The following is an 11444-nucleotide window of genomic DNA, read 5'->3' as shown; positions in this document are numbered from 1 at the left end:
TATCGATCCTATTATATTCGTAATAATTACGCTTTTAAAGTGTAATTATTACAATTTAACAAAAAAATAAATTGGCTTTTGTTCTAGCTGCAAATTTGACTTTCCAGAAAATAGGATATAAAATCGATATCACTAATGGTAATTATTACGATTATTGGTGAATTTGACAAGTCTTTTTTGAGGAGGGGAATTGTGAATATCTCGTTCATGACCATCCCGGCGAGCGACGGAGTTCAACTGTCCAGCCTGATCGTGCTGCCGGCTGAAGACGGCCCATTTCCCGTGATCATCACCCGAACGCCATATGACAAAATGCAGTTTGTCGAAGCTGCCAAGGGCTGGGCATCCGCAGGGTTCGCCTTTGTGGCTCAGGATGTTCGCGGGCGCTATGGATCCGGTGGTCGGTGGATTCCCTACGATCATGAAGAGGCTGATGGGCTGAGCACGCTGCGATGGGTCCTTGCCCAAGACTGGTGCAACGGTCAGATCGCATTGGAAGGAAGCTCGTATGGCGCTTTTGCCGCTTATGCAGCGGGGCAAGGAGACGGTAGCGCCCTGGCGTCCTCCCTGATTACGCTTGTGCCGGCTATGGGGCTGCACGAAACCGCCTTTCACCCATCCGGCGCTTTTCATCTGCTGGATCGACTATGGTGGGAGGCCAGCTTTGGCAGCTCTAAGGTTAACGAGCAGGATCGTTTCTGGAACATGTATGAGCGCTGCCCGGATGCCATATGGCATCTACCTGTCAGAGACCTGCCTCTTGCATTCCCGATGGAGCTCCCTCATTGGCAGCGGGCGACCGAGCCTGAAGCTGAGCAAGAGACGATTCGACTGGCCGATATTCGCAGTCCCGTAATGCACATCGGCGGGTGGCATGACGCTTTTACCGGTGCCTTGCTGCGAAATTATCGCATATTATCCGAGCGCGCGGATCCCCGGCCGCAAAGTCTGATCATCGGGCCGTGGACGCATGAGGTGAACCAACCCCCCCGCTATCCGTCCCGCAGCTATGGGCCGAATACCCGTTTGCCGTTAGCTCGGATGGAAATGAATTGGCTGAGGCACACGCTTCAGGGCGAAGCCTTGCGTTATCCGTCCGTGCTGATTTATGCGATGGGTGCCAACCGCTGGATCGCGCCGCCGGCGTGGCCGCTGCCCGGGACGATAACCAAGGTCTTCTATTTGGCCGGAACAGGAATGCGGCTTCAGGAACAGACACCGAAACAGGAGCAGCCAAGCCATTATCGGTATGATCCTGCAAACCCTCTTCCCGCACGGGAGTACCCCAGCTTTCGGCAGAATCTCGATGCCCGTAGCGATGTGTTGTGCTACACATCCGATGCGCTAAACGAGGACCTGCTTGTGGCCGGTACGGCCTATGTGCACCTATGGGTCAGCTCGTCGTCGAGCCAAACCGACTTCTATGCCTGCTTGTCAGAGGTTGATCCTTCAGGCAACGTCATCTATATTACGAGCGGCTTAGCCCGAAGTACAAGCGCAGCTGCTCCGGAACCCATTAATGAGCAATCGATCGAGATTCCGCTGAAGCCGGTATGTCAGTTGCTGCCGCGCGGGAGCCGAATTCGGATATCGATAAGCAGCAGCTGTTTTCCCGAATATGCCCGTTCATTGAACACGATAGGGGATTCGCTCCAACAGTCGGCCTTTGTCCAGGCAGATCAAACGATCTGGCACGACGCTGCACGCCCCTCCCAATTCATACTGCCCTGTCACGATGATGCTTTGGAAAGGTGGTACTATGATAACCAAACCTCTCTATGAACAACTTATTGATAGACGTACTGGCTTTATTACGCGGTTGACGCCTGCGCCGATTCATCCGAACCTCCCCCGTCAAATCTTTTCATGGCGTGCACAAATGGCAGACGGCTTTATATTGGCAGGCATCCCTTCCGACCGAATCGCCGGGGGGACGGCTTTTAATGATGACAAGGCTCGTCTGGCCGCCATCGGCGAAGCAGTCGAACGCTATTGCGGAAATTACATCGGCGCTCCTCTGCTTAAGGGCTCCTACAGAACGTTGACGGCCAAGGGGTACAAGCTGCTCGATCCGTTAAAGGTTCCCCTCTATTCCCGCCAGCAATATACAGCCAAGGGATTTCCGTTTGTACCGATGGATCGGGATCTTGTTATGAATTGGATCGAGGGCGAATCCCTGACAGGGGGCTACCGGATCTGGATTCCCGCTTCTCTTGTCTACATTAACTATCACCAAGAAGCATTTCGCGGGGAACCACAGACTCATTTTGTCCAGTATGCCGGCATCGCTTGCGGCGCAACGCGGAATAGCGCCATCATCTCCGGACTTCTGGAGCTTATCGAGCGAGATGCGGTAGCCATCTGGTGGGGAGCTGATGTACCGCTTCCCGCGTTGAATGTCCGTCGGTATCCCCGTCTTCGGTCTTATGTGGAGCCCATTCAGGCGGACAGTCCCGTAAGCTTCAAATGGTTTCCGATTCCAAATGATTCAGGCATTCCCGTCATCGGCTCTTTGCTGCATGATTCACGGCAGCATATCGTATGCATGGGGTTTGCCGCACGCTTCTCGGCCGAAGAGGCCGCGCTTAAAGCAGCCGCTGAAGCGGCTCAATCCTATCATATCGCGCTGGACTTGCTTGATCCGGACAGCCCGACCTGGAATGCCATACAGCAAGGTATCCTGAACGACAAAGCGCTTAAGCCGTATCGTGCAGATCGCAGCTACCGATCAGCCTTCCGGGACGATTACCGGGATATGGTCGATCTCTACTTGAATTCTCAATACTACATGGATCCCGCCACCCATACTGAAATCTCAAGCTTGCTGAATGCTGAAGAGACCGCCATGCTCCCTGCCGATGCAGCAATCCCGGCAACGATGGAAGCATTGGTGCATCAACTGTCCTCGCTTGATCTGGAAGCTTTCTACGCGGATGTGACAACGCCGGATATTCAAGATATAGGACTGTGTGTGACCAGAGCGATCGTACCGGGTCTTGTCCCCAATGCGCCAACTGCCTTTCCCTATCTGGGACCAGAAAGGCTATATACCATTCCCTGCAGGCTTCGCTGGACAACGGGCCCGCTTACGGAACATCAAATCAATCGCCGTCCGCTGCCTCACAGCTAATGAAAGGGGTGGATTCATGCTCCTCCAGGCCAGGTTCAATCAAATTATTTTGATGGAGCAACACAAGGTCTACGAGATCGAAAAAGGGCTCGCCTTCATATGGAGCGTGCGTTCTGACGGCCAACAATCGCTTACCGACATCCTTCATCACGGAATGGCCGCCGAATTTCCCGACACGCCGGACACCATATACGAATTCCGGACCCAGGCTGCATCCCGTATTCGCGTCCATCCATTGGAGCCAGCTTCTTTGCCGCCAGAGCAGCTGGTGCATCTCCTGACCAAGCTAAGAGCCCATTCCTGGCGCTCCCTGCAGCTTGCGACGATCTGTCGGCAAAAATATATACGCGAACGTTTGGACATGTTTCTGTCCTTCCTTAATCAGCAATTCGGCGTTCAATTCAAAAACACGCAGCGTCTTGTTCCTTTTGTCCTAACCCATGAACATATTGCAAATGCTATTAATTCGACCCGTTCCACCGTCACTCGAATGATGAATGAGCTTGAGCAGGAAGGTCAAATCTCTCATGTGCAGCTGGGCAAAAACCGGCTGATTGTGTTCCCCTCGGCCCAATCGTCGGAAGTGGGCAGGTTGGTTTAACCGACCATCGGCATTTTCTTTCATCGAAGCCGTTCAGCAAGCCGTTTCCGAATCCGACTTTCCTCTAACAAAAAGCTATTCCTCCCGGAATCGGGAGGAATAGCTTTTTTCATTCCCTGGCTATACCTTGCGGCTTACTCTTGATCTTCCCAAACAAAAGGATTATGAACAAGAGCATGATGATGCGGGTCTACCTGTACCGGGGCCGCATTCACTTGATCCAGAACTTCAAAAATGCTCTGCTCTTCGGCTTGCAAAAGCTCCTTTTTCATTCGTTATCCCTCCTTTGATCGTCTTGTCAGGCGATGAATCGATCACCCGCTTCTTAAGTTTACCTTTCCCGATAAGTCCGCTCGGTCTGGTGCAGCACACATCTTTGGTGTCGGCGAACACATCATCCTCTTGAAATTGCCCTCAAAATATAGATTGATGATAGCTTTTCATATTAATAGAAGATCAGGTGATCCTATGCCCAAGTACGATATTCCCCAGGGTTGTATACCATTCACAGGTCAGGACGGACGAAGCTACTATATGAACGAGCAAGGTCAGCTCGTACGTGTTAATTTTAAAGAAGCCCGCTCGATGAAGAGCTGGACTGCACTTCGAGCCGGGCAAAGCCGTGAATGGCAGGAAGAAGAGCTGACAGATGAACTTCGGCTAGCCCTGTCCAAGCTCAAGGGTGAAGAGCTAACTTCCCTGCAATCGCAGCCGATCCGCACCTCCATTATGGCCCATACTGATCTAGCCGCCGTCCTGAAAGTTCTCTTAACGCTATCCGGCATACACTGCGATACCATAGAGGAGCCCCAGCTGCTTGACCCGGCTACAGATTACTTGCTAGTGGCAGCCGGTATCTTTCGTTGCAATATGTTCAAGCAAGCAGAAGAAGCTTTCCTCACGACGGGGATTCCTTGGATCCCTCTTTATCTGGAAGGAAAGCTTGTCCGATTCGGTCCGCTCATGGGACCTTATTTACAGCTAAAGGACTTGACGACTCGGCTCTTGTCCGCAAGTCCCTCCCCTGATGTTCTTCAGGATTTTTGGGCCTATGCCGAAACGATCCGTGATCCCGGCCTTCCCTTTTCCCGTTCTGAACAGCAATGGCTCGTAGCCACCATTTCCCTTCTGCTTGAGGAATGGCATAGCGGACGCAGCCGAAAGCGCGGATTCCCGCCCGAACGGTATCAGCTGACGTTGATTCCGACGACAAGAGAGATTATCTACCACCCCGTATTGAGATTGCCGTCCTCGGCAAGTGCAGAAAGGATGAAAAGCCTATGACACCACCGATTCATGTCCTTGGCTTGCTCGGAAGCCTGCGCCAGAATTCACGCACCGAGCTGGCCCTGAACCGCTGTTTGGAGGCAGCACAGCAGGAAGGGGCGGAGACGAGCATTTTTGATGCACGCAGGTCTCCCCTGCCCTTTTGCGATGGACGCGATGATCAGTCGCTGTACCCGGAGGCGGTACATGAGCTGCGCCGACAGGTTGCGCAGACTGATGCCCTGGTGTTTGCTTCTCCGGAGTACATTGGAAGTTATTCTGCCGCCATCAAGAACATGCTCGACTTCCTTGGCCCCGATCATTTGCGCGGCAAAATCGCCGGAGTGATCGGAGTTGCGGCAGATCATTCCGCCTCGAATACCGTCTACCACCTGTCGAACATTCTGCTGCGCTGCGGCTGCTGGGTCGTACCGATCCATGCCCAAATCCCGGCCAGCGAAATTATTTTTCAACAGCCTGACTCTGCCTCGGCACAGAAACTGTTGTCCATTCTGGATGCATTAGGCCGGGACATCGTAGTGACGGTGCATAGGCACCATTCTAGCAAGTCGAAAGCATAAAGTCAGTCATGTTAGCTGACGGAGCACCCTTGCCCCCTGCCGATGACAAATCGTTCGCGTATTAGCCGCGTTTCTCTTCTTGCACGGACTCACGGTTATCACTTGCAATCGCGTAAGGCAAAAAAACAGGGCTGCCGCTTTCCGGATCTTGGATGACGTTCGCATGAATGCCAAATGCCTGCCTTAAAGTTTCAATTGTCAACACCTCGTCCGGCTCTCCATCCGCTACAATGCGGCCTTTTTGCAGCACGATCATGCGATCCGCATATTTGGCGGCCTGATTCAAATCATGCAGCACCACGACAATTGTCATGCCTCTTTCCTGATTCAAACGGCGGACCAGCTCCAGTATTTCGAGTTGGTGCCGAACATCCAGAAAGGTGGTCGGTTCATCCAGCATGAGAATTGGCGTTGATTGCGCCAAGGCCAGGGCAATCCAGGCCCGCTGGCGCTCGCCTCCGGATAACGTATCGAGCATGCGATGCTGAAAGCTCGTCATCCCCGTCAGATGGAGCGCCTCATCAATAGCCGCATGGTCCTGTCTTCTCAACATTCGCAGCGGACCGGCATGCGGGTAGCGCCCCTGCTCTACCAATTCCCTGACCGTCAAGCTTGCCGGAACTTCGGGCGATTGCGGCAAGACGGCAAGCTGGCGGGCCACAGCAGCCGAGGATAAGGTCGAAATTGCGACCCCATCCAAATAAACGGTTCCCTGGTGAGGCTTCAGCAGCCTGGCCAGGGCCTTCAGCAGCGTCGACTTGCCGGAGCCGTTTGTCCCGGTTAGCGCTGTAACCTTCCCTGGCGCTATCGACAAGCTCAGTTGCGTCACAATGGTGTTGTCCGCATAGCGCACATCCAAATGCTCTGCAGCCAGCACCGAGACTTTACTTCTAGTGTTCATTTGCATCCCCGTTTCACCTCCTGGAAGTTATTGCACCTGTCTCGCTCATATCGTGTACCTCAGTTGTTAATCGTAATTAATACGATTATACACGCAAATGGCAGCCAGTTCAATTCATTTCACTTTGGTGCCATTGATCCACTGTATCCCATTCCGGATTTGACTTTAATACCATCCACTTCTATAATTTAATTGTAAAAATTACGATTAACGAAGATTTAAGTATGAAGGAGTGAATAAAAAATGACCACCACAACATCCCATGATCCCCGTATTCCCGTTACTGTCTTGACCGGTTTTCTTGGTGCCGGGAAAACAACGCTGCTCAATCATGTATTAACTGCGGAACACGGTCAGAAGATCGCCGTCATCGTCAACGAATTTGGAGAGGTCGGCATCGATAACCAGCTTGTCGTCGGCGCAGATGAAGAAATCTTTGAAATGAACAACGGCTGCATATGCTGTACCGTTCGGGGAGATCTCATCCGCATTCTTGCTGATTTGAAGGATGCCAAGCTCGGGCAGGGCGGACGTCGCAAAGCCGATTTCGACCGCGTCCTGATTGAGACCACCGGCCTTGCCGATCCGGCTCCGGTGGCGCAAACGTTCTTTGTAGACGAGGAAATCTCCGAATTTTATAAACTGGATGCCATCGTCACCGTGGTGGACGCCAGACATGCCGGTCAGCATCTGGACGAAGGCCATGAAGCGCAGGAACAGGTCGCTTTCGCAGATGTCATGCTGCTTAACAAGACAGATCTGGTCTCCGAAGAAGACCTCGGACAGCTGGAGCAGCGTCTTCGCTCGATGAACCAGGCCGCCAAAATATATCGCACGCAGCAATCCCGGATCGAAATCGATCGCATTCTCGGTATCGGCGCATTCGATTTGGAGAAAAAGCTGGAGCTTGAGCCTGGATTCCTGGAAGAAGATCACCATGATCACGATGATGAGGTTTTCTCCATCTTCTTCCGCGAGTCCCGCCCGCTCGACCTGAATAAGGTAGAAAGATTCATCAACAAATGGCTGGTGGATCATGGAACAGACACCTTCCGCTACAAGGGCGTCCTGAATATCAAAGGCACCAACAAAAGGGTCGTCTTCCAAGGCATCCACATGCTGTTCGGCGCTTACCCGGACCGGGATTGGAAACCAGAAGAGACGCGAACGAGCGAATTTGTCGTGATCGGCCGCAACCTCGACGAGGAATGGTTCCGCAAGCAATTTGCAGCCTGCGTGGCCGACTGAAGCAGATGAAGGAGCAAGAAGCGCGCACCATCAATGTGCCGCTTCTTTTTATTTCCTCTCCCGGCTTAGAAGGTATCGTTCAAGCCATCTCCTCCAGCTTGCTGAGCAGACTCTGTTTGGAAAAATGCTCCCCGATAAACACGGCCACATCCTGAAGCTGACCCTGGGGCCGGATCGGAATCAGCTCCAACTGTTTGTATGCATATTGAAACAGCATGCGCTCCCCGGTGCTTGCCGTATATACCCCTTTTGCCCGATATATGCCATCCGGCAGCTCGTTCATCACCTGTTCCCACCGATGGTTATCCACGGGCTGCGAAAAATAATGTGTACAAACCATCACATGATCATAGGAATGATGATGGTCGTGACCGGCAGGATCGTGATCGCCGTGATCGTTCCGGGAGTCCAGCCCGCCGTTGTGAGCATGATGATGATCTCCACGAACGTCAACAGCAGAGCGCGCCTTAGCGTTAGACCGACTGAACGCTCCTGAGCCCGAAGCCTCCGGTTCAAGCATAAGATTCCACAAGCATTCATCCAATTCACAGTGAATGGCAGGCTGAATCGAAGCAACCGGATTCAATGCGGCCACTAGCTGCGTGACCTCCTCTAATTCTTTCTCGCCTACCAGATCGCGTTTGTTCAGGACCAGCATTGATGCGCAGCGGATCTGATCCTCCATTAACCGGTAAGTCCTTCCCCTTGTGCCGCGAGACAGCTGAAGAAAATGGGAAACATCCACGATTGTCACCACGGCCCGGATATCGATAGGCGTTAACAAAGCCGTTTCCGTTACCGTATCCAAAATTTCGATCGGGTTAGCAACCCCTGTCGCCTCAATGAGTATGAGATCCGGAGCCTCTTGTTCAATCAGCCCCTTGATCTCCATGGATAAATCGCCGCGAATCGTGCAGCAGATGCAGCCGCTGAGCATTTCTCGCATCGCTACCTCTTCATCCACCAGCTGACCGTCCAGATTAACATCACCTACCTCGTTCATAATGACCGCAGGTTTGATGCTCTTATTCACGCATTCACCTAATAGGCGAGTCAGGAGAGTGGTCTTGCCGCTTCCCAGGAACCCCGACAGTATGAGGATCGGGATCATTGTCATGATGTGTAGCCCTCTTTCCCCTCCTCCTCGGCAGCACGGGATGGCTTCTCTAGTCCTGTCACTGAAAGTCCGGTGGCCACAAAACGCTGGTCAAAAGAATAAACGATTCTCTCCTCCAGACGTCCTCCCGCCGCATGCCGACGAACCAATTCCCTGCCCAGCTCCGGGCTGATATCCTTGTACCAGACCCCTTCCGGATAAGCGACCACGACACAGGCATCGGCGCATCTACCGTTGCAGCGCGTACGCGTCGTATGGATTTGCCGATCCGCGTCAAGCAAAGCGATTTCGTCCCTGATCGCCAGTGTCACTTCATCCGCCTGCTTCTTCATGCAGCTGCCGCCGTTGCATATCAGGAAATGGCAGGCTGTCTCCTGCAAATTCCAAGTTGTCATATCTTGTTCCTCCTTAACTTTGTACGGGGCTCGTATTCGTGTGTTATGGACTTACTTTGTCAGGGTAGAGTCCGGCAGCAAGTGTTCTGAGGGCAATCGGCGCTCGAATTCCCTCGGCAGCTGCCGAAAGCGGCAGCACGATAAACCGCTCATTGCGGACCGCCTCGATATGGACTAGCGAAGCCATGCTCAGCAAGCGGTCTTTCTTCTGCTCCGCGGACTCGTCCCCGTAGTCTACGATTACGATGACATCCGGATTGCGGTCCACGACCTCTTCCCAGCTCACTTCCGCCCAGCCTTTATCGATATCATCGAAAATATTTTTTCCGCCCACCTGATTGATCAAGCTCGTTAAATACGTGTTGGCGGCTGTGAGCGCCTTGTCGCTTCCGCTGTCATATACAAAAATCTTTAACGGCTGATCTACGGGTCCAATCCGCGTCTGAATGTCTTCCAGCTCGCTGCGAATTTCGTTCACCAACGCCTCAGCCCGGTCTTCTACGCGAAAGATTATTCCGATATTAAGAATATCCTCATACACATCCTCAAGCGTCGGCTTCGGTCTGTTGGAGGATTCATGTACATAAGTCATCACGCCTTGCGCCGCCAAATCTTCTCGTGAACCGAGCGTTTCCTCAGTAAAAGCACTCTGCCATCCCGCATAAGCAAAATCAGGCTCAGCCGCGAGGAATACCTCCTTGGATGGATATTTATCCGATAGGACCGGGATCTGCACATACGCCTCCTGAAAATCAGGCAGAATGCTGTCATCCAAATAAGCGGTTCCCACCATGGAAGATTCCAGTCCAAGGGCCAGCATCACCTCAGTGGCATGCTGATTAAGCGTTACCGCTCTTTTCGGGGCTTCGGGGAAGGAGATCTTCTCCCCCATGTTCTCCAGCTCGACCGAGGTGTCCTCGGCAGTAGCAGGTGCTGAATTCGATGCATCCGACAACGCAGTTGCCTGCGTGCTTTGGCCTCCTCCGCAAGCGGTCAGCTGCACCAATAACAGAGTAAGCAGGATAATCAACGGGATATTTTTTCTTTTCATTTATGTTTCTCCTCCATCCTAAGTGCGTGTTGCCTTGCGGGCAATTAGTGTCACGGTAGCCGGAGCTTCTGGCGGCTCGACCGGCATCGCACCGGCCATCGGGCCTCCTCCATACCCCCACTGATCAGGGATGTAGGGTGTGACATTTTTCCCTGTCATCATGGCTTCCTTTATGGTTTCAGTGGCCCCAAGTGCCTCCTCCTTCCCGTATGTCCCCGGCGGAAGCGCCGTCAACCAAGGCTCGGTCAGACCAAAATTACAAACGATTCGCGATACTTCGAAGCCAGCCGCTGATAGCAGCAAAGCGGTCTCCTTCGGCGTCATTAACGCGAACTCACGTTCAACCCGATACTTTGAAGTCATCGTGCCTTCCCTGTAGGTTTCATAATCGATCATGCACCGGAACACTTGTCTTAAGAGCGATGTCTCTCCTTCCAGTTGACGGGAAATCCATTTGTTCGGGAGCAGCTGCTTCCTCTGCTGCATCTTCCAGCCGATCCCGCTCGGCGGCAGATGCACATCCACCGCAATCCAGCCGCCATCCTCCATGCACCGATGCAAGCCGCCCAGCAAAGCAACATGCTCATCCATCAGCGTAAAGTGCTGCAGAAATCCGTCAGGACATAAGACATGGGTGAACTGCGTCTCGGGATGATATTTCAGAGCATCCTGCTCCACCAGCTGCCATCGTTCTTCCGCCGTGTCCTTAAAGATTCGTTTACGTTTCGCTTCCGCCGCCTTCAGCATGCGCGGGCTCCAATCTACGCCACAGTACTGTTCTGTTAACGGAGCGAGCTCCGTGGCCAAACGGCCTGTCCCGACCCCAAGCTCCAGCGCTTTCACCGGCTTTAGGGACGCTTTTATCCAGGATTTGTAAAACTTGACTCCTGCTTTGCCAGCAAATTGGTCATAATATTCCGCTTCATCGCCTTCATACTTCGGACTCTGCTGACGCTCATGGCGGACACCCTGGATGCCGCAGCGCGAACATACGGTTCCCGCCAACTTCGTAATCGGTATTCCTGGCGGCACGCCGTTTCGCGAGTCCCCATTCCATTCGTCATACATATATCCGCAATAACTGCACCGAGTTAACGCCACGAATTTCTCCTCCTCAAAGTTTTGTGAGCATGGCTTCATGGGTCAGCTTCGTA

General features: G+C 52.9%; 12 protein-coding genes. 6 read left to right on the top strand and 6 right to left on the bottom strand.

What is annotated here, in order from left to right; genetic code table 11:
- Window positions 1-192: 192 nt before the first annotated feature.
- Genes CHH67_RS05830 through CHH67_RS05820 form a run of 3 tightly spaced genes read left to right on the top strand, consistent with a single transcriptional unit; the run spans window position 193 to window position 3731 of the window.
- Entirely contained in the window at window positions 193-1782 is a 1590-nt protein-coding gene (locus CHH67_RS05830; RefSeq protein ID WP_179292065.1) for a CocE/NonD family hydrolase, read from the top strand.
- Window positions 1760-3130 carry a YcaO-like family protein gene (locus tag CHH67_RS05825; protein WP_179292064.1) on the top strand — a complete coding sequence of 457 codons (1371 nt, stop codon included), beginning with the start codon at window positions 1760-1762 and terminating at the stop codon, window positions 3128-3130. Before CHH67_RS05830 ends, CHH67_RS05825 begins: the two co-directional genes overlap by 23 nt.
- A gap of 52 nt (window positions 3131-3182) precedes the next feature.
- Window positions 3183-3731 (top strand): Crp/Fnr family transcriptional regulator, encoded by a 549-nt coding sequence (locus tag CHH67_RS05820; RefSeq protein ID WP_176475504.1) that lies wholly within the window; start codon window positions 3183-3185, stop codon window positions 3729-3731.
- A gap of 134 nt (window positions 3732-3865) precedes the next feature.
- Here CHH67_RS05820 and CHH67_RS26120 read toward each other — a convergent pair whose 3' ends face one another.
- Window positions 3866-4003, bottom strand: coding sequence for a hypothetical protein (locus CHH67_RS26120; RefSeq protein WP_155617660.1), 138 nt, complete (start codon window positions 4001-4003; stop codon window positions 3866-3868).
- 262 nt (window positions 4004-4265) lie between these two features.
- Here CHH67_RS26120 and CHH67_RS05815 point away from each other — a divergent pair, with 262 nt between their 5' ends.
- Both CHH67_RS05815 and CHH67_RS05810 read left to right on the top strand, forming a co-directional pair.
- Window positions 4266-5015: a hypothetical protein gene (locus CHH67_RS05815; RefSeq protein ID WP_176475503.1), complete on the top strand. Its 750-nt coding sequence runs from the start codon at window positions 4266-4268 to the stop codon at window positions 5013-5015.
- Complete coding sequence (locus CHH67_RS05810; RefSeq protein WP_095264087.1) at window positions 5012-5578, top strand: NADPH-dependent FMN reductase; 567 nt, start codon at window positions 5012-5014, stop codon at window positions 5576-5578. The genes CHH67_RS05815 and CHH67_RS05810 overlap by 4 nt, the downstream gene beginning before the upstream one ends.
- 61 nt (window positions 5579-5639) lie before the next feature.
- Here CHH67_RS05810 and CHH67_RS05805 read toward each other — a convergent pair whose 3' ends face one another.
- On the bottom strand, window positions 5640-6485 hold the full coding sequence (locus CHH67_RS05805) for a heme ABC transporter ATP-binding protein (RefSeq protein WP_095264085.1): 846 nt from the start codon (window positions 6483-6485) through the stop codon (window positions 5640-5642).
- Between the two features lie 237 nt (window positions 6486-6722).
- On the opposite strand from CHH67_RS05805, the gene CHH67_RS05800 reads away from it, so the two are divergent.
- Window positions 6723-7727 carry a CobW family GTP-binding protein gene (locus CHH67_RS05800; protein WP_095264083.1) on the top strand — a complete coding sequence of 335 codons (1005 nt, stop codon included), beginning with the start codon at window positions 6723-6725 and terminating at the stop codon, window positions 7725-7727.
- A gap of 79 nt (window positions 7728-7806) precedes the next feature.
- Here the strand turns inward: CHH67_RS05800 and CHH67_RS05795 are convergent, their stop codons facing one another.
- From CHH67_RS05795 to CHH67_RS05780, 4 genes are read right to left on the bottom strand one after another with little or no spacing between them, the layout of a single operon-like run.
- Window positions 7807-8838 (bottom strand): CobW family GTP-binding protein, encoded by a 1032-nt coding sequence (locus CHH67_RS05795; protein ID WP_342351950.1) that lies wholly within the window; start codon window positions 8836-8838, stop codon window positions 7807-7809.
- Between the two features lie 2 nt (window positions 8839-8840).
- Window positions 8841-9239 carry a (2Fe-2S) ferredoxin domain-containing protein gene (locus CHH67_RS05790; protein ID WP_095264079.1) on the bottom strand — a complete coding sequence of 133 codons (399 nt, stop codon included), beginning with the start codon at window positions 9237-9239 and terminating at the stop codon, window positions 8841-8843.
- A gap of 43 nt (window positions 9240-9282) precedes the next feature.
- Window positions 9283-10290, bottom strand: coding sequence for an ABC transporter substrate-binding protein (locus CHH67_RS05785; protein ID WP_095264076.1), 1008 nt, complete (start codon window positions 10288-10290; stop codon window positions 9283-9285).
- Window positions 10291-10308: 18 nt separating this feature from the next.
- Window positions 10309-11391, bottom strand: coding sequence for a methyltransferase (locus tag CHH67_RS05780; protein ID WP_095264074.1), 1083 nt, complete (start codon window positions 11389-11391; stop codon window positions 10309-10311).
- Window positions 11392-11444 lie beyond the last annotated feature (53 nt).

It is taken from the genome of Paenibacillus campinasensis (assembly GCF_002272015.1).
GTDB lineage: Bacteria > Bacillota > Bacilli > Paenibacillales > Paenibacillaceae > Paenibacillus_AQ > Paenibacillus_AQ campinasensis.
Note: the sequence above shows the minus strand (reverse complement) of the source record. Positions and strands in the feature narration are given on the sequence as shown.

Excerpts from the sequence above, each read along its gene's own strand:
- CHH67_RS05825 (WP_179292064.1), top strand. The coding sequence starts at position 1,760 with ATGATAACCAAACCTCTCTATGAACAACTTATTGATAGACGTACTGGC.
- CHH67_RS05800 (WP_095264083.1), top strand. The coding sequence starts at position 6,723 with ATGACCACCACAACATCCCATGATCCCCGTATTCCCGTTACTGTCTTG.
- CHH67_RS05785 (WP_095264076.1), bottom strand. The coding sequence starts at position 10,290 with ATGAAAAGAAAAAATATCCCGTTGATTATCCTGCTTACTCTGTTATTG.
- CHH67_RS05820 (WP_176475504.1), top strand. The coding sequence starts at position 3,183 with ATGGAGCAACACAAGGTCTACGAGATCGAAAAAGGGCTCGCCTTCATA.
- CHH67_RS26120 (WP_155617660.1), bottom strand. The coding sequence starts at position 4,003 with ATGAAAAAGGAGCTTTTGCAAGCCGAAGAGCAGAGCATTTTTGAAGTT.
- CHH67_RS05790 (WP_095264079.1), bottom strand. The coding sequence starts at position 9,239 with ATGACAACTTGGAATTTGCAGGAGACAGCCTGCCATTTCCTGATATGC.
- CHH67_RS05815 (WP_176475503.1), top strand. The coding sequence starts at position 4,266 with ATGAACGAGCAAGGTCAGCTCGTACGTGTTAATTTTAAAGAAGCCCGC.
- CHH67_RS05795 (WP_342351950.1), bottom strand. The coding sequence starts at position 8,838 with ATGATCCCGATCCTCATACTGTCGGGGTTCCTGGGAAGCGGCAAGACC.
- CHH67_RS05810 (WP_095264087.1), top strand. The coding sequence starts at position 5,012 with ATGACACCACCGATTCATGTCCTTGGCTTGCTCGGAAGCCTGCGCCAG.
- CHH67_RS05805 (WP_095264085.1), bottom strand. The coding sequence starts at position 6,485 with ATGCAAATGAACACTAGAAGTAAAGTCTCGGTGCTGGCTGCAGAGCAT.